The following is an 18,157-nucleotide window of genomic DNA, read 5'->3' on the forward strand; positions in this document are numbered from 1 at the left end:
GAGGAGATCAACACCCGCAAGGGCTGACCCCTCCGCAGAACACCCCGCCCCGGGCCGCACGGTGAACCCCACCGCGCGGCCCGCGGCCGTTCCGGCACCGTCGTCACCGCCGTTCCTCGGCCGGACGTGACGCCAAATCACGGTCGTCGCGATCCCGCGCGCCGAGGCCGAACGTGGTGAAGGCGGTGCGTTCGGGCAGCGGGTAGAACTCCTTGCCCGTCAGCGCGTTGATGATGACGGCGGAACGCCAGGCGGCCAGGCCCAGGTCGGGTGCGCCGACGCCGTGGGTGTGGCGTTCGGCGTTCTGTACGAAGACGGAACCGGCTGTCTCCGGTGCCAGAACGAGCCGTTGGGCCGCGTCGACCTGTGGACGCCCGGCCTCGTCGCGGACGATGTACGGGGCGAGAGCGGCGAGCAGCGTGTCGACGGGGCGCTCCCGGTATCCGGTGGCGAGGACGACGGCGTCCGTGACGTGCCGGCCCCGCGCCTCCTGCTGACCGTGTTCGACACCGAGTTCGATGCGCCCCGCCTCGGTGACAGCGGCATCGGTGACCTCGATGCCGGGGGTGAGAGTCACGTCGGGCCAGCTTCCGCCCAGGCTGCGCCGGTACAGCTCGTCGTGGATGTCCCCGAGCGTCTCCCCGCTGATGCCCTTGTACAGCTGCCACTGGCGGGGCAGGAGCCGGTCCCGGGTGGCCTGCGGAAGTCCGTGGAAGTAGCGGGTGTAGTCGGGGGTGAACTGCTCCAGGCCGATCTTGCTGTACTCCATGGGCGCGAACGCGGGCGTACGGGCCAGCCAGGTCAGACCCTCCGCCCCCTCGGGCCGGGAGCGCAGCAGGTCCAGCAGGACCTCGGCGCCCGACTGGCCCGAGCCGACGACGGTGATGTGACGGGCGGCCAGCAGGCGGTTCCGCTGCGAGAGGTAGTCGGCGGAGTGCAGCACGACGGCGGCCGGGTCCTGGACCAGCCCCCGCAGCGGTTCGGGGACGTGCGGGGCCGTGCCGACGCCGAGGGCGAGGTTGCGGGCATGGGCGAGCCCGGTGGTGAGCGTCTCCCCGTCGGGCCCCAGCCGGGTGAACTCCACGGCGAACGCGTCCTGTCCTGCGTCCCAGGCCACCGTGTCGACCCGGTGGCCGAAGCGGGTGGCGGGGAGCTCGGTACTCACCCAGCGCAGGTAGTTGTCGAACTCGGAGCGGTGGATGTGGAGTTGTTCGGCGAAGTAGAACGGGAAGAGCCTGCGGCGGATCTTGAGGTAATTGAGGTAGGACCAGGGGCTGGTTGGCTCGACGAGGCTTACCAGGTCTGCCAGGAACGGGACTTGGAGTGTGGCGCCCTCGATCAGCAACCCGGGGTGCCAGTGGAAGGCGGCGCGCTGTTCGTGGAAGACGGTGCGCAGCCCGGGGACGCCGTCGGCGAGCGCGGCGAGAGAGAGGTTGAAGGGCCCTGCCCCCACTCCCAGCAGGTCGAGGGGCGGCGTGCGCGGTCCGGGCGTCATCGGGTTCCTCCGGCGGGGGTCGCTGGATCGGCGGCGGGTCGTCCCGGGCACGTCATGGCCACAGCCTTTCCGCCACGGGGGCATCGGCGTCTTCGGCCGCCCCGGCTTCGGCCACCGCACGGTCCGCCGCCGCCGTGACGAGGTCGAGCAGGGGCAGCAGGTCGGCGGTGGCCGCGTCCGGGTGCAGCAGGGTGGCCTTCAGCCACAGGCGGCGCCGGCCGTCGTCGTCCTCCGCCACCGCGCGGCCGAGGACGGCGCGCCCCTCGGCGAGCAGAGCACGGCGGACAGCGGCGACCACGGCGTCGCCCGCCTCGTCCGGCAGCGCGTCGGCCACCGCGGGGCGGAACAGCACGGTGCTGATCCCGATGTCGCCGGGGCGGCGGCGCAACGCGGGGCGGGCGTCGACGGCCCCGCCGAACTCCTGTGCCGTACGCACGCAGTGCTCCACCAGTTCGCCGAGCCCTCGGCGGCCGAGCGCCCGGAAGGTGACCGCCATCTTCAGGGCGTCGGGGCGCCGGGTGGTGCGGATCGAGCGGCCCAGCAGGTCCGGGAGTCCGGCCTCGGTGTCGTCGTCGGCGTTGAGGTAGTCGGCGCGCAGGGACAGCGGCGCGAGCATCCCGGCGTCCGCGACGGCCAGCACTCCGGCGGCGACCGGCTGCCAGCCGAGTTTGTGCAGGTCGAACGTTACGGAGGCGGCGTGCTCCAGGCCCGCGAGCAGCGGGGCCAGCCGCTCGCTGAACAGCAGCGGACCGCCGTAGGCGGCATCGACGTGGAGCTGGGCCGCGTGCCGCTCGGCGACGCGGGCGATCTCCGGCAGCGGGTCGATGCGCCCCTCGTCGGTGGTCCCCGCCGTGGCGACGACCAGCAGCGGCGCTCCGGCGAGGGCGGCCAGCGCGTCGTCGAGGGCGGTCGGGTCGATCCGGCCGTCGCGGCAGGCGACGACCGCGGGGGCGGGCAGGCCGAGCATCCATGCGGCGCGGTGGACGCTGTGGTGGGCGTTGGCACCGGTCACCACCCGGAGGGCGCCGGAGGCTGTCCGCTCCCGGGCGAGGAGCAGGGCCACCAGGTTGGACTCGGTGCCGCCGCTGGTGATGAGGGCGTCGGGGGCGGGGGCCGCGGGGTGGACCAGGCGGGCCAGTGCGGCTGTGGTCAGCTCTTCGATCACCCCGGCGGCGGGCGCCTGGTCCCAGGAGTCCATGGAGGGGTTGAGGGCCGCCCCGGCCAGGTCCGCGGCGACGGCGACGGCGAGCGGCGGGCAGTGCAGATGAGCGACGCAGGCGGGGTCGGCCGGATCGGCGGCCCCTTCCGCGACCGCGCGAACCAGGTCCCCGAGAGCGGCCTCGGGTCCGATGCCCTCCTCCGGCAGGACCGGGGTGCAGAGGGCGAGGGTCTTCAGGGCCACGGCCGCGGGTCCTCCGGCGGGCAGCGGGCCGCCCCGGGCCGGGGCGGCCTTCTCCAGCGCGTCCAGGACGATCGCGGTGAGGGCCCGGAGCCGGCCCGGACCGTGCGCACCGCCCGCGACGAGACCTTCCCACGGTCCTTCCGGGCCGGGAGCCGGCTGCGTTCCGTCGCTCACGCCCCACGCTCCATGGGGAGTTCGCAGGACGGCAGGCCCTGAGCACGCAACATGGCGAAGTCCTTCGGTCGGAGTGCGCGGCGGGTCGTGCGGGTGTGCCGCCCCGCACGCGGGGCGGCACCGGTCGCGGAAAGATCCACAACCGGGCATTCGCTGGTTAGGCTAACCTAACTCCGGCCGTGCGAGAGAATGCGCCGCCGCCGCACGGGGCGACCCATCGGCGTCCGAACTACCTTTCCCCCGAGCGTAGTCGGGACGGAGCCGACGGCCCATGCCGACGTGAGTGCGGCGGCGCCCCGCCCGCCTGCGCGGACGCGTCGAGACAGGCCCCGGCCGCGGGCGCCCTCCCCGGAGCCGTACGGGCAGGGGCCCGGTGCGGGAGCGGTGGCGACCGCTCCCGCACCGGGCCCGGGTCACGCCGCTCCGGTGGGCAGTTCCGCGCGGATCTTCCGCGCGGCGGCGACCAGGTTCTCCAGGGAGACCCGGGTCTCGGGCCAGCCGCGGGTCTTCAGGCCGCAGTCCGGGTTCACCCACAGCCGGGTCGCCGGAATGGCCTCAAGTCCCTTGCGCAGCAGGGACGCCGCCTCCTCGGCGCTGGGGATGCGCGGAGAGTGGATGTCGTAGACGCCCGGGCCCGCCTCGCGGGGGTAGCCGTGGGCGGCCAGTTCGCGGGCGACCTGCATGTGGGAGCGGGCCGCCTCCAGGCTGATGACGTCGGCGTCGAGGTCGTCGATGGCCTGGACGATGTCGCCGAACTCCGCGTAGCACATGTGGGTGTGGATCTGGGTGTCCGGCCGCACCCCGGAGGTGGCGAGCCGGAAGGACTCCGTCGCCCACTCCAGGTACGCGGCGTGCTCGGCCGCCCGCAGCGGCAGTGTCTCGCGCAGCGCGGGCTCATCGACCTGGATCACCGAAGTGCCGCTCGCCTCCAGGTCGTTCACCTCGTCCCGCAGGGCGAGGGCCACCTGGCGGGCGGTGTCGCCGAGCGGCTGGTCGTCGCGGACGAAGGACCAGGCGAGCATGGTGACCGGGCCGGTGAGCATGCCCTTGACGGGGCGTGCGGTCAGCGACTGCGCGTACGTCGTCCAGCGCACCGTCATCGGCCCGGGGCGCGAGATGTCGCCCGCGAGGACCGGCGGCCGGACGTATCGGGTGCCGTAGGACTGCACCCAGCCGTGCTGGGTGGCGAGGTAGCCGGTGAGCTGCTCGGCGAAGTACTGCACCATGTCGTTGCGTTCGGGCTCGCCGTGGACCAGGACGTCGAGTCCGGCCTCCTCCTGGAAGGAGAGGACCTCGCGGATCTCGTTCTTGATGCGCTCCTCGTACCCGGCCTCGTCGATCCGCCCCGCCCGCAGGTCGGCGCGCGCGGTGCGCACGTCGGTGGTCTGCGGGAACGAGCCGATGGTGGTCGTCGGCAGCAGCGGCAGCCCGAGGTGGGCCCGTTGGGCGGCGGCGCGTTCCGGGTACGGCTGGGAGCGGCGGCCGTCCGCGTCGGTGACGGCCGCCGCACGGGCGCGGACGGCGGGGTCGCGGGTGAGCTCGGCATCGGTACGGGAGGCCAGGTCGGCACGGTTGGCGGCGAGTTCGGCCGTGATGGTGTCCGTGCCGCCGCCCAGGCCGCGGGCCAGGACGACGATCTCCTCGGTCTTCTGCTGGGCGAAGGCGAGCCAGCGCGCGATCTGTGGGGCGATTCCGTGCTCGGCGTCGGCGTCCAGCGGGACGTGCAGCAGGGAGCAGGAGGCGGAGACGTCGACCCGGTCGGCGAGGCCGAGGAGGGTGCCGAGGGTGGCGAGCGACTTCTCGTAGTCGTTGATCCAGATGTTGCGGCCGTTCACGACACCGGCGACCAGGCGCTTGCCGGGCAGTCCGCCGGCCGCCGCGAGGTCGTCGAGGTTCCCCGCGCCGGACTCGGTGAAGTCCAGGGCCAGCCCGTCGACGGGGGCCTTGGCCAGGACCGCCAGCGCTTCGCCGAGCCGCCCGAAGTAGGAGGCGACCAGCAGTCGGGGCCGGTCGGCCTGTCCGCCGAGCTCGCGGTAGGCGCGGGCGGCGGCGTTCAGCTCGGCCGGGGTGCGGTCCTGGACGAGTGCGGGTTCGTCCAGCTGCACCCACGTGGCGCCCGCCGCGCGCAGGTCGGCGAGGACCTCGGCGTACACGGGAAGCAGCCGGTCCAGGAGGGTCAGCGGCTCGAAGCCCTCCGCCACCCCGGGGGCCGCCTTGGCGAGCAGGAGGTAGGTGATGGGTCCGACCAGCACCGGCCGGGGCGTCAGACCGAGGGCCAGCGCCTCCTGGAACTCCGCGACCTGCTTGGCGGAGTCGGCGGAGAACAGCGTGTCCGGCCCCAACTCAGGGACGAGATAGTGGTAGTTGGTGTCGAACCACTTCGTCATTTCCAGCGGTGCGACGTCCTGCGTGCCCCGGGCCATGGCGAAGTAGCCGTCGAGGGCGTCGGCGTCGACGGCCTCGCGGTGCCGCTCGGGGACGGCGCCGACCATGACGCTGGTGTCCAGGACATGGTCGTAGTACGAGAAATCACCGGTCGGCACCTCGTGGACTCCGGCCTCGGCGAGCCGCTGCCAGGTTCCCCGGCGCAGCCCGGCGGCGGTCTCCCGGAGTGCGTCGGCGTCGACGCGGCCCTGCCAGTAACCCTCGACGGCCTTCTTCAGTTCACGGTTCCGGCCCTGGCGGGGGTAGCCGTACACGGTGGCCTGCGCTGCCGCGGCTGCGGGCTTCGCTGTCACGTGACTCTCCTTCGCGAGCGTGTCTGCGGGACAGACCCCGGACGGGACGCGGACGCGAAGGGATGACGCCTCGGGCGGAGACCGGGACACGAGGAACCGTGTCCGTCCGCCCGATGGTCACGCCGACCCGCCCACGAGGTCACCGGGATCTCCGCACGCGAACGGTCGCGTGCGGGCAACGGGCAGGTCTTCGGACTCGCGGGCACGTCTGCCGGGGCGGACACCTAATGGCCGTCGCTTCCCAGACCCGGCCGGGCCCAGTGCGTATGACGGCGGTCGTTCCCACTCACCGCTGCGGGGCAGTCCCGGATTCCCACCGGGTTCCCTCTTACGACACCCCGCCTGGCGGACGGGGCGAACCAGCTGCGCCGATCAGCCTAAGCGGGCGCCCGGCCCGCGCACACCGTTGTTCACACTTCGGATGGTGACGTGGGACACGGGTCGGTGAACTCCCCCGACTCCGGCTCGGACCCCGTCGCGGCGGGACACACCATGCCGGGCCACGCCTGTTCTCCGCCCGTTCGGCCGTTCGTCAGCCGCGTGCTGACCACTGGTCAGGTCGAGCGCGTCCACTGGACGTGACAGTGACACAGATGTAACCGAATGGCGTAGGGACTGCGGAACCACCGAGCGTCACAAGCCGTTCTTCTTCCCACTACACGGCCGCCGACCCGCGGCGAGGCCGACCGAGGAAACGGAATACGCCAGATGAAGAAGACAGTCGGGTGGGCCCAGGACGGCGACGACTGGACGATCACCGTGAACGGCACGCTGTATCGCGCGATCGAACGACCGGCGGACGGCCGGGTGCACAACTACCTCGTGCGGGGCGACGACCTCACCGCCGAATGCCCGAGCCTGGGGCACGGGCTCGGCATGATCAGGGCGCACGAGACCGGGCGCTGAACAACCCTGACATCCCTGTCGGTCCGACGACGAGGTGCGGAGGTCCTCCCCGCCCGCGCCTCGACGTGGACCCGTCAGTCATCGGCCGTCAGTCGCCGCCCGCGCCGGGCGGTCGGCTCAGCAGGTAGGTGTCCATGATCCAGCCGTGCCGTTCGCGGGCCTCCGCGCGCAGCCCGCTGATCCGGTCGGCCACCTCGTCGAGCGGGCCGGAGACCAGGATCTCCTCCGGGGTCCCGACGTAGGCGCCCCAGTGGATCCACCATCCCCTGCCCGTCAGCTCCGTGAAGCTCTCGTGGCCGTCGAGCATCACGACGAGGTCGCAGTCCTCGGGGAATCCCTGGGCGAGACGCCGTCCGGGGGTGATGTGGACGGGGCGGCCGACCCGGTTCAGGGTGACGCGGTGCCGGGCGGCGAGGGCGGAGACACTGCTGATGCCGGGGATCACCTCATGGCTGAATTCCACGGTTCCGCGGCCTCGAATGTCGTCGAGGACCGCGAGGGTGCTGTCGTACAGGGACGGGTCGCCCCACACGAGGAAGGCTCCGCACTGCCCCGGTGCGAGCTCTTGGACGATCAGGCGTTCACCGATGTCGGCGCGGCGGTGGCGCCAGTCGTGGACCGCCGAGGTGTAGCGCCCGGCGTCCTGCTGGGTGCGGTCCCGCCACGGGTCCTCGGCATCCACGACCCGGTAGGGGCCGGTCAGGTGTTCGTCGAGGATGTCCCGCCGCAGCCGGGTCAGCGCGTCCTTCTCCTTGCCCTTTCCCAGCACGAAGAAGACGTCGGCCCGGCGCATGGCCTTCACCGCGGCGAGCGTCAGGTGGTCGGGGTCGCCGGCGCCCATGCCGATGACGAGGATGTGACGGGGTGCGTCGCTCATGTCATCCGATCATGCCAGGAGCGGGACGCAGTGGACCTGCCAGGACGTCCGGCCGTGCGTTCGCGGGCAGAGGGGTGGCGCGGTGGAGAACGGCCGCGGGCCCCGGCCGCCGACGGCGCCCCGCAGGACCCCCGTCACCGGATCAGGGGACGGGGGCGGACAGCAGGGTGCCGTCCTCGAAGGTCAGGTAGAGGGAACCGCCGGACACCAGGGCACTGGACGGCCGCATCGAGGGAGCGTCGGCGGCCTCACCCTCCCGAGGCCAGCCGCGGAGCGTGGACCGGCTCGCCACGGCCGTCCCGTGCTCCAGGTCGAAGACCCGCACCCCGCCGTCCCCGAGCACCAGGACCCGGTCACCGGCCACGATGACGGAGTCCTCACCGTTCCAGGTCAGCGACCACTGTTCGCGCCAGGTCCGCGGGTCGAGGGCACTGAGATAGGCGGAGCCCTTCGCCGTGCCACTGCCTCGCACGAGAACCACCTCCTCGTGCCGCGCGCCGTGCAGCATGTCGACACGCGTGTCGCTGACCTTCCTGAGCGTGCGGGTCTCCCGCACCGCTTCCAGACAAGCGACATACGGGGCGCCGCGCCTCGGACCGGGACAGTGGTCGGAGATCCTGTCCAGATCCCTGCCGGTCTTCGGGTCCAGGGTGCGTGTGTCCCCGCCGGTCACCCAGAGACGGTCGCCCGCGATGTCCAACGACTGGGCCTGCGCGGAGGTCATCGCGCGTTCCCACTGCTTCGCGCGGTCCTCGACGGAATACGCGCGGAGGAACACGTCCCCGGCCTCGGCCGGCCCGCCCTCCGCGACGTAGGAGACGAAGAGCTGTCCTTTGTGCACCCGGGCAGCGGCCGGCAGGTACCCCTCACGGCCCGGCAGTCTCGCCACCCGCTTTCCATCGCCGAGATCGAGCACGTCGACACCGGGGCCGTCGGGCGAGGGGGTGTAGACGTGCCGGGTGTCCAGTTCGGCGTAGGGCAGTGAGGTGACGCCCCCTCCGCTGTCGGCGGGATAGCGCCACGCGGGTGTGCCGTCGGCCGCGTTCCTCGCCTCCAGGTACCCCCGCCTCCTGTCCTGGTCCCACCGGACGCAGACGAGCACGGCGCCGCTGAGCGAACAGTCCGACGCGCCGCCCCTTCCGTCGACGGACGTGATCCACGGCTGCCAGCCTTCGGGCTGCAGCGTGCGGTCCAGCGCGTCCGGCCCGAAGTCACCCGTCGCGTCGGCGGCCACGGGGGCGGTGCGTTCGGTGGCGGAGCCGGGGCTCTGCGTGCTCTTCGGGGACCCGCCCGGGTTCCCCGAGGACGCCGTACCCTCGCCGGGTCCGTTCTCCTCGCCCGGCAGGTTCAGCAGGACGACCGTGAGCGTGGCGACGAGGAGAACGGCGCCGACGCCGAGGGACCGGCGCAGCCGGCGTCCCGCCCGTTCCGGGGGCGCCGAGGCCTGCGGTGGCACCGGGGGCGTCGGGGCACCCGGGCCCGGTGGCGCGCCGGCGGGTGCCTTCTGCGGTGCCGGGGGTGCGAGGAGCGCTCGGCCCACGGCGGCCTCGTACGAGCGGATCGCGCCGCGCACACCGTCCGGCCAGGGGAAGGGCGCCCGCACGGGCGCCCGCACGGCTCCCGGGCGGGCCGACGCGGCCTCCGGGTCCAGGGTGCGGATCAGGTCGTCCGTCGTCGGGCGGCGGCCGGGTTCCTGTCGCAGACAGTCGGCCACGACTTCCCGCAACTCCGTCGGCACATGGGCGAGTTCCGCATCACCCTGCACGATGCGGTGCACGATCGCGGCGAGTTCACTGTCCTCGAACGGCCCGTGCCCCGTGGCAGCGAAGCAGAGGACGGCACCGAGACAGAACACGTCGGAAGCGGAGGTCACCGACCGGCCGCCCTCGATGTGCTCGGGGGACATGAAGCCCGGCGAGCCGACCATGATGCCGGTCGCGGTCAGCGCCGTCGCGTCGTAGGCCTGGGCGATGCCGAAGTCGATGAGCCGTGGGCCCGAGGCGCCGAGGACGACGTTGGCCGGTTTCAGGTCCCGGTGCACCAGTCGCGCACCGTGCACGGCGGCCAGACCCCGCGCGAGGTCCGCACCGAGCCGGCGCACCACGTCGACGGGCAGCGGGCCGTGCCGGGCCACCGCGTCGGCGAGCGAGGGACCGGCGACGTACTGGGTGGCCAGCCAGGGTCGCGCGGCTTCCGGTTCGGCAGCGACGAGCGCGGAGACGTACGGACCGCGTACGGCACGCGCCGCCTCCGCCTCGCGTCGGAAACGGATCCGGAAGTCGCCCTCGAGATCCAGGTCGCGGCGGACGGTCTTCAGTGCGACGAGGTCGTCGGGGCCACCGTCCGGCGGCAGGGCGAGGTGGACCGTACCCATGCCGCCGGAGCCGAGACCGGCGAGCAGCCGGTACGGACCCACGTCGTAAGGGGCATCGGCGTCGAGCGGGCGCAACACGGCGTGAGGACTCCAAGTCTGGCGCTTTATAAGGGAGTTCGGCCGACTGAGCAGTCGGGGGCGGGTGCCTCAGTCGGGAAGCTTCATGGACCGCACGGTTCCGTCGTGGTAGATCAGGAAGAGAGCTCCGCCCAGAGACATCACCTGCGGCGCCCAGACCAGGTGCTCGGAGGCGAGGCCGGTCGGGCCTCGATCGCCCGGCGCGCCCTCGATCTCGTGCCGGGCTCGCTCGCCGGCGTCCAACGGCAGCGTGTAGAGGTGGCGGTTGTCGGCGAACACCGCCGTGTCTCCGACGATCACCGGATCCATGGAGGGAAACTCTCCGCCCCCTTCCCCTTCCTTCCGGGGCGGGGCGACCGTGCGCGTCCCGTGCGGAGGGCCATGGGGTGTGAGTTCGACACGGCCATCAGGGCCGAGCCGTAGGCTGTACGTCCTGCCGTTGGCGGGAACCGCGCCCCTTGCGCCGGTCCCGCCCAGGACGGTGCGCGAACCGCCGTCGTCGACCGGTTGCAGAGTCGCCGCGTCCAGCTTCACGGTGGTCCCTTCACGGGTATCGCCGGCCTTCGCGGGTTCCTCGGTGTCACAGTAGACGAAGCCGTTGTCCACCAGCACCGCACCGCACAAGCCGTCCCCGGGCACCCCCAGGGGAGTCGGCTCCCCGGTCCTCGCGTCGAACGCGGTCATGCCGCCGTCCGTCCGGGTGATGAGCCTGCCCTCCGTGAACGCGTCGGCGCCGTACATCCCGGACGCGGCCATCGGCGCGTCATGCGACACCAGGGACCGCTCCCAGAGGTGCTTCCCCGTGCGGACGTCGTAGGCGTGGACGGTCGCGCTCGGCCCGGAGCCCAGGGTGAAGAACGCGACGCCATCACCCAGCAGTGCCCTTCCGAGGCTCTCCGCTTCTCGTCCAAGACCCGTGTCGTGCTCCCAGCGGACCTCTCCGTCCGCGGCGGACCGGCCGCGGACCCTACCGGCCTCGGCGGAGACGACGGTGTCGCCCTGGATGAGGGGGGCGCTGCCGTTGCCCGGAATGCGCATACCGCGGTTGCCCCTGTCCGGCAGGCCGCCGGGATCGGGCGACGCCGCGTTCCACAGCGGTTCCCCGTTGGACGCGCGGACCGCCTCGAGGCCTCCGTCCAAGGTGCGGCAGACCACCAGCACGCTGTTCAGGGCGCAGTCCCAGGGGCGCTCGTCCAGTTTCGCCGACCAGGGCTCCCAGCCGGCCGGACGGACCGTCGAGTCGATGGGGAAGAAGCGGCTGCCGTCCACGCCGTACCGGTGGAGACCGACCCCGGGCGGGATGTCCGCCGACGCGGAGGGCGAGGGGGAGCCCGACGCGGCGCCGGACGCCTCCTCGCCGTCGTCCCCGCCGCCCTCCAGGGCCCGCAGCCCGAAGGCGACGAGCACACCGGCGGCGAGCGCCGCCGCGATCACGGCGACGACCGTGCGCCGGCGCGGACCGGAACGCGGGCCGGCCGGCGGGGTCGCCGGAGGCGGCGGAGTGCCGGTGACCGTTTCCGCGCTGTGCACCGGGGGCGCGCCCGGCATCGTGGGGGCCGCGGTGGCGAGCGCGCCCGCCGCCTCCAGCAGTCCGGCCAGCTCGGCCTCGTCCGCGGCCACCAACTCCCGTACACCGGGCGGCCAGAGGCTGCCGTCGGCGGCGTCCGGCAGGTCGGTCACGGTCCGGAAGCGGGCCTCGAGGACGGCGATGTCGGGGCGGGACGAGGGATCCGGGTGCAGGCAGTCCTCGATCAGTTCTCGCACCGGGTCCGGAACGCCCGCCAGATCCACGTCGGCCTGCGAGATCCGGTAGAGCACGGCGGCCAGCGGGCCCTCCCCGAACGGAGGCGTACCGCTCGCCGCGTAACACAGCACCGACGCCAGGCAGAAGATGTCCGACGCCGCCACCACATGCCGTCCTCCCCGCACGTGCTCCGGCGACATGTAGCCCGGCGAGCCGACCATCACACCGGTCGCCGTCATGGTGCCCGCCCCGAAGTCACGGGCGATGCCGAAGTCGATGACCTTGGGTCCTTCGGCACCGAGCAGGATGTTCGTCGGCTTCAGGTCGCGGTGCTGTACCCGCGCGTGGTGGATGCCGCGCAGCGCCCGTACGAGGCCGAGACCGAGACGGTGGACCGTTTCGACCGGCAGGGGGCCCGCAGCGCGGACCGCCCGCTCAAGGGTCGGCCCTGCCACGTACTCGGTGGCCAGCCACGGCTCCGCGGCATCCGCGTCCGCGGCGAGCAGCCGGGCCGTGAACCGGCTGTCCACCGCACGGGCCGTCTCCGTCTCCCGGCGGAAACGGTCGCGCAGGGCCGGGTCGCCGACCAGTTCCGCCCGCACCCTCTTGACGGCCACGAGCTGCGGGCCGGTGTGGGGGCGCCGAGGCCGCGTATCGGCCCCCAGATACACCTCGCCCATGCCGCCCGCGCCGAGGCGGGCGAGGGTCCGGTAGGGGCCGATACGGCGGGGGGAACGGTCCAGGAGTTCACCGAGCATGCTGCCGCGCCCTCCCTCCGCACGCCGTCGGGCACGTGCGGGCGACGCCCGGAACAGGGGACGTACGTGGTGGTGGCGTGGCTCCGGCCGGGCGAACCCGCATGTTTCGTCCCCCTGTTGAGATGTCGCTGGTCATCACTGCGTTTCCGGTGATCACCCTCGCATGCGGCCGCCTCCGCGGGCCACCCCGCGGACGGGGCCGGCGGTCGATCCGGTCGACGAACGATCCACCACCGCCCTGACCGGCGCACGGACCCCGCTCGGGCACCCGAGATGGGCGAGGCCCGGCAGTGCGGGATGATCCACGCCCCGATGCGCGTTACATCCGGTTGTGTCCGGCTCATTCACCGAGCCGGACCGCGGAACGAAAGCTGGAGGACGGCGCTGTGCACGGTGAGTACAAGATTCCCGGCGGCAAGCTGGTCGTGGTGGACCTCGACGTGGCGGGCGGGGCGTTGCGGAACGTCCGTGTCGCGGGGGACTTCTTCCTCGAACCCGACGAGGCGATCCTCGCGATCGACGCGGCTCTGGAGGGTGCCCCGGCCAACACCGACACGGCCGGGCTCGCGGCCCGGATCGAGGCGGCTCTGCCCGACTCCACGGTGATGCTCGGGCTGAGCGCGGAGGGCGTCGCCGTCGCCGTACGCCGGGCGCTCGCGCAGGCCACGGAGTGGAGCGACTACGACTGGCAGCTGATCCACGATGCCCCGCAGTCGCCGGCGCTGCACATGGCGCTGGACGAGGTCATCACCGCCGAGGTCGCGGCGGGGCTGCGGCCGCCGACGCTGCGGGTCTGGGAGTGGGACTCCCCCGCCGTGATCATCGGAAGCTTCCAGTCGCTGCGCAACGAGGTGGACCCGGCGGGCGTCGAGCGGCACGGCGTGAACGTCGTACGCCGGATCTCCGGCGGCGGCGCGATGTTCGCCGAGCCCAGCTCCACCATCACCTACTCGCTGGCCGTCCCGCAGTCCCTGGTCTCCGGGCTGTCGTTCGCCGACAGCTACGCCTATCTGGACGACTGGGTCCTCGAAGCCCTCGCGGACATGGGCATCAAGGCCTGGTACCAGCCGCTCAACGACATCGCCACCGAGGTCGGCAAGATCGCCGGGGCCGCGCAGAAGCGGATGGTCGGGCCGGACGGCGGGCCGGGAGCCGTGCTGCACCACGTGACCATGGCGTACGACATCGACGCCGACAAGATGCTGGAGGTGCTGCGGATCGGCAAGGAGAAGATGTCCGACAAGGGCACCCGGTCCGCGAAGAAGCGCGTCGACCCGCTGCGGCGGCAGACCGGGCTCCCCCGCCAGACCGTCATCGAGCGCATGATCGAGTCGTTCCGCAAGCGCCACGGACTCACCGCGGGCAGCGTGACGGACGCCGAGCTGGCGCGCGCCGAGGAACTCGTACGCACCAAGTTCGGTACGCCGGAGTGGACCGCCCGGGTGCCGTAGGAGGGTGGCGCGGGGTGCCGTGGACACGTCCGGCCCGGGTGCGCCCGAGCGGTCAGTCGACGGTGACCACGACGGAGTGCCAGCCGCTCGCACCGTCGGGGACGGTCTTGGTGCGCTCCTCGGTCTGGAGTTCGCCGGTGCGGTCGGTGGCGCGGACGGTCAGGGTGTGACCACCGGGGTTCGCCTTCCAGGGGTAGGACCACTGACGCCAGGTGTCGACGGTGCCCTGTTCGGCGAGTTGCGCCGGCCGCCAGGGACCGTCGTCCACCCGGATCTCGACCTTCTCGATGCCGCGGTGCTGGGCCCAGGCCACTCCGGCCACCATCACCGTGCCGGCCTCCGGGCGCCCGAAGGGCTTAGGGGTGTCGATCCGGGACTGGGTCTTGATGGGGGCCTCGCGCGCCCAGTCGCGCTTCACCCAGTAGGCGTCGTAGTCGTCGAACGTGGTGAGCTCGATGTCCTCGATCCACTTGCAGGCGGAGACGTACCCGTACAGGCCGGGGACGAGCATCCGGACCGGGAACCCGTTGACGAAGGGCAGCGGTTCGCCGTTCATGCCGACGGCGAGCATCGCGTCCCGGCCGTCCATGACGTCCTCGACGGGGGTGCCGAGCGTCATGCCGTCCACCGAGCGGGCGATGATCTGGTCGGCCTCGCCGCCTCGGGACGGCGGCTTGACGCCCGCCTCCTTCAGCAGGTCCGCCAGGCGCGCCCCGATCCACCTGGCGTGACCGATGTAGGGTCCGCCGACCTCGTTGGAGACACAGCAGAGGGTGATCTCACGTTCGATCAAGGGGCGTTGCAGCAGATCCTGGTAGGTGAGCTCCAGGTCCCGCCGTACGCCCTTGCCGTGGACGCGGAGCCGCCAGGAGTCCGCGTCGACCTTGGGAACCACGAGCGCGGTGTCCACCCGGTAGAAGGAGTCGTTCGGGGTGGTGAAGGGGCTGACGCCGCGGACCCTCAGCTGTGCCCCCGCCGGGATCGGCTGCGCGGGCGAGGCCGGCTTCGGCAGCGTCACGGCCTCTCGGGAGGCGACGGCGTTCTGACTGCTGCGGCCGTTCAGCGCCCGGCCGACGACGCCGGCCCCGGTGGACGCGGCGGCCGCGGCGGTGGCGGCGATCACGAAGCCCCGCCGGTCCCAGCCGGCCTCGTGCTCCGGCTCGTCGGCCTGTTCGATCTCCTGCTCCCGCTCCCCACCGGTGGTCCGGTGCAGGCGGGTAAGCCGGCCGATGAGGACGTACAGCAGTACGGCCCCGACGACCGCCCCCAGCAGGGACGGCAGACCGTCCACGAGCCCCGTGGAGTCCGGCCTGCCGACGGCGGCCGCCGTGCCGACCACACCGAAGAACAGGACGGCCGCGGAGCCGGCCCGCCGGTGCCGCAGCGCCAACAGGCCGACGCCCAGGGCGAAGAGGGCCAGCGTGACGACGATGCCGAGTTGCAGGACGAGCTTGTCGTCCTCGCCGAAGTTCCGGATCGCCCAGTCCTTCACCCCGGCGGGCGTCCGGTCGATGGCCGCTCCCCCGACCGCCGTCACGGGGCTCGCCTCGGGCCGGACGGCCGCCGAGACGAGCTCGGCGACGGCCAGCGAGGCGAATCCCGCGAGCAGTCCGCTCAGGGCGGCGAGCGTGCCTCGGGTCAGGGTGTTCCGGGTGATCCTCACGGTCGTCATTCGGATCCGTGGCCCCGGCGGATTGGTCCTTCACCCGTACGGGCTCCGAACGCGAACCGCCCCGGCGGGCGCGGGGCCTGCCAGGGCGGGTCGGTGAGGCGGAGGGATCCGCCTCGCATCAGGTCAGGCGAGGGACGCGATGGCCTGGTTGAACGTGGCGGACGGGCGCATGACCGCCTCGGCCTTCGCCGGGTCGGGCTGGAAGTAGCCGCCGATCTCGGCCGGGGAGCCCTGCACCGCGATCAGCTCGGCGACGATGGTCTCCTCCTGCTCGGCCAGCGTCTTGGCGAGCGGCGCGAACGCCTCGGCGAGCTTCGCGTCGTCGGTCTGCCGCGCCAGCTCCTGGGCCCAGTACAGGGCCAGGTAGAAGTGGCTGCCTCGGTTGTCGATGCCGCCGAGGCGACGGCTCGGGGACTTGTCCTCGTTGAGGAAGGAGCCCGTCGCCCGGTCCAGGGTGTCGGCCAGGACCTGCGCCCGCGCGTTGTCCGTGGTGGTCGCCAGGTGCTCGAAGCTGACCGCGAGGGCCAGGAACTCGCCCAGGCTGTCCCAGCGCAGGTAGTTCTCCTTGACGAGCTGCTGGACGTGCTTGGGGGCCGAGCCGCCCGCACCGGTCTCGAAGAGGCCGCCGCCGTTCATCAGCGGGACGACGGAGAGCATCTTCGCGCTGGTGCCGAGCTCCAGGATCGGGAAGAGGTCGGTGAGGTAGTCGCGCAGCACGTTGCCGGTGACGGAGATGGTGTCCTCGCCGCGGCGGATGCGCTCCAGGGAGAAGGCGGTGGCCTCGACCGGGGACTTGACCGAGATGTCCAGGCCGTCGGTGTCGTGGTCGGCGAGGTACGTGGTGACCTTGGCGATCAGGTTGGCGTCGTGCGCGCGGGTCTCGTCCAGCCAGAACACGGCCGGGTTGCCGGTGGCGCGGGCGCGGGTGACGGCGAGCTTGACCCAGTCCTGGATCGGCAGGTCCTTGGTCTGGCACATCCGGAAGATGTCGCCGGCGCCGACGGCCTGCTCCAGCACGACCGCGCCGCTCGCGTCGACGACGCGCACGGTGCCGGTGGCGGGGATCTCAAAGGTCTTGTCGTGGCTGCCGTACTCCTCGGCCTTCTGCGCCATCAGACCGACGTTGGGCACGGAGCCCATGGTCGACGGGTCGAAGGCGCCGTTGGCGCGGCAGTCGTCGATGACGACCTGGTAGACACCGGCGTAGCTGCTGTCCGGGAGGACGGCGATGGTGTCGGCCTCGTCGCCGTCCGGACCCCACATGTGACCCGAGGTGCGGATCATGGCGGGCATCGAGGCGTCGACGATGACGTCGCTGGGAACGTGCAGGTTGGTGATGCCCTTGTCGGAGTCGACCATGGCGAGGGCGGGGCCCTCGGCGAGCTCGGCCTCGAAGGACGCCTGGATCTCGGCGCCGACGTCCGGCAGCGAGTCCAGGCCCTTCAGGATGCCGCCCAGGCCGTCGTTCGGGGTGAGGCCCGCCGCGGCGAGCTGCTCGCCGTACTTGGCGAAGGTGTTCGGGAAGAAGGCGCGGACCGCGTGGCCGAAGATGATCGGGTCGGAGACCTTCATCATGGTGGCCTTGAGGTGCACGGAGAACAGCACGCCCTCGGCCTTGGCGCGGGCGACCTGCGCCGTGAAGAACTCGCGCAGCGCGGCGACGCGCATGACGGCCGCGTCGACGACCTCGCCCTGGAGGACGGGTACGGACTCGCGGAGCACGGTGGTGGCGCCGTCGTCACCGTGCAGCTCGATGCGGAGCGAGCCGTCCTCGGCGATGACCGCGGACTTCTCGGTGGAACGGAAGTCGTCGACGCCCATCGTGGCGACGTTCGTCTTCGAGTCGGCGCTCCAGGCCCCCATGCGGTGCGGGTGGGCCTTGGCGTAGTTCTTGACGGACGCGGGGGCGCGGCGGTCGGAGTTGCCCTCGCGCAGCACCGGGTTCACGGCGCTGCCCTTGACCTTGTCGTACCGGGCGCGAACGTCCTTGGCCTCGTCGGTCCGCGGGTCGTCCGGGTAGTCGGGAAGCGCGTAGCCCTGCCCCTGGAGCTCGGCGATGGCGGCCTTGAGCTGCGGGATCGACGCCGAGATGTTCGGCAGCTTGATGATGTTCGCGCCGGGCGTCCTGGCCAGCTCGCCGAGCTCGGCGAGCGCGTCATCGATACGCTGCTCGGCCTTGAGGTGCTCCGGGAAACTGGCGATGATCCGGCCCGCGAGGGAGATGTCACGGCGCTCGACCGTGACGCCTGCGGTCGAGGCGTAGGCCTCGACGACGGGCAGGAACGAGTAGGTCGCCAGGGCAGGGGCCTCGTCGGTGTGCGTATAGATGATGGTCGAGTCAGTCACCGGGTGCTCCGCTCCACGTCTGCAACATTGCTTGACATCAAGATATCTCTTCACGGTGCCGGGCTCCACAAGGCCCCCGCACGGCTTCACACACCGTGGGCGCGTCCGTGTCCCGGGGGCGGTCTCCCGGCGGTCCGCGACC

At 72.5% G+C, this 18,157-nt stretch carries 10 protein-coding genes and 1 riboswitch; of the genes, 2 read left to right on the forward strand and 8 right to left on the reverse strand.

What is annotated here, in order from left to right:
- Positions 1-103: 103 nt before the first annotated feature.
- From ACH4RG_RS27230 to metE, 3 genes are all read right to left on the reverse strand, one after another.
- Positions 104-1,495: a lysine N(6)-hydroxylase/L-ornithine N(5)-oxygenase family protein gene (locus ACH4RG_RS27230; RefSeq protein ID WP_397932801.1), complete on the reverse strand. Its 1,392-nt coding sequence runs from the start codon at positions 1,493-1,495 to the stop codon at positions 104-106.
- Positions 1,496-1,547: 52 nt separating this feature from the next.
- Positions 1,548-3,071, reverse strand: coding sequence for a pyridoxal phosphate-dependent decarboxylase family protein (locus tag ACH4RG_RS27235; RefSeq protein WP_397932799.1), 1,524 nt, complete (start codon positions 3,069-3,071; stop codon positions 1,548-1,550).
- 413 nt (positions 3,072-3,484) lie between these two features.
- A complete protein-coding gene (gene metE, locus ACH4RG_RS27240; RefSeq protein WP_397929319.1) occupies positions 3,485-5,809 on the reverse strand; it encodes a 5-methyltetrahydropteroyltriglutamate--homocysteine S-methyltransferase in 2,325 nt (774 codons plus the stop codon).
- Positions 5,810-5,993: 184 nt separating this feature from the next.
- Positions 5,994-6,140: riboswitch (cobalamin riboswitch) on the reverse strand.
- Between the two features lie 377 nt (positions 6,141-6,517).
- On the opposite strand from metE, the gene ACH4RG_RS27245 reads away from it, so the two are divergent.
- Entirely contained in the window at positions 6,518-6,715 is a 198-nt protein-coding gene (locus tag ACH4RG_RS27245) for a hypothetical protein (RefSeq protein ID WP_397922473.1), read from the forward strand.
- Between the two features lie 88 nt (positions 6,716-6,803).
- Here ACH4RG_RS27245 and cobF read toward each other — a convergent pair whose 3' ends face one another.
- The 3 genes from cobF to ACH4RG_RS27260 all read right to left on the reverse strand — a co-directional run bounded on the left by cobF (position 6,804) and on the right by ACH4RG_RS27260 (position 12,546).
- Positions 6,804-7,592 (reverse strand): precorrin-6A synthase (deacetylating), encoded by a 789-nt coding sequence (gene cobF / locus ACH4RG_RS27250; RefSeq protein WP_397922471.1) that lies wholly within the window; start codon positions 7,590-7,592, stop codon positions 6,804-6,806.
- A gap of 142 nt (positions 7,593-7,734) precedes the next feature.
- Positions 7,735-10,044 (reverse strand): protein kinase, encoded by a 2,310-nt coding sequence (locus ACH4RG_RS27255; protein ID WP_398540398.1) that lies wholly within the window; start codon positions 10,042-10,044, stop codon positions 7,735-7,737.
- Between the two features lie 69 nt (positions 10,045-10,113).
- Positions 10,114-12,546 (reverse strand): protein kinase, encoded by a 2,433-nt coding sequence (locus ACH4RG_RS27260; RefSeq protein ID WP_398162772.1) that lies wholly within the window; start codon positions 12,544-12,546, stop codon positions 10,114-10,116.
- Positions 12,547-12,932: 386 nt separating this feature from the next.
- Between ACH4RG_RS27260 and ACH4RG_RS27265 the strand changes: the two genes are divergently transcribed.
- Positions 12,933-13,997 carry a biotin/lipoate A/B protein ligase family protein gene (locus tag ACH4RG_RS27265; protein ID WP_397922465.1) on the forward strand — a complete coding sequence of 355 codons (1,065 nt, stop codon included), beginning with the start codon at positions 12,933-12,935 and terminating at the stop codon, positions 13,995-13,997.
- 52 nt (positions 13,998-14,049) lie between these two features.
- On the opposite strand, the gene ACH4RG_RS27270 is transcribed toward ACH4RG_RS27265, so the two are convergent.
- Positions 14,050-15,669 carry a molybdopterin-dependent oxidoreductase gene (locus ACH4RG_RS27270; RefSeq protein ID WP_398540399.1) on the reverse strand — a complete coding sequence of 540 codons (1,620 nt, stop codon included), beginning with the start codon at positions 15,667-15,669 and terminating at the stop codon, positions 14,050-14,052.
- A 123-nt stretch (positions 15,670-15,792) separates the two neighbouring features.
- Positions 15,793-18,015 carry an NADP-dependent isocitrate dehydrogenase gene (locus tag ACH4RG_RS27275; RefSeq protein ID WP_397922462.1) on the reverse strand — a complete coding sequence of 741 codons (2,223 nt, stop codon included), beginning with the start codon at positions 18,013-18,015 and terminating at the stop codon, positions 15,793-15,795.
- Positions 18,016-18,157 lie beyond the last annotated feature (142 nt).

It is taken from the genome of Streptomyces sp. NPDC021019, assembly GCF_044333295.1.
In the GTDB taxonomy this organism is placed as follows: Bacteria; Actinomycetota; Actinomycetes; order Streptomycetales; family Streptomycetaceae; genus Streptomyces.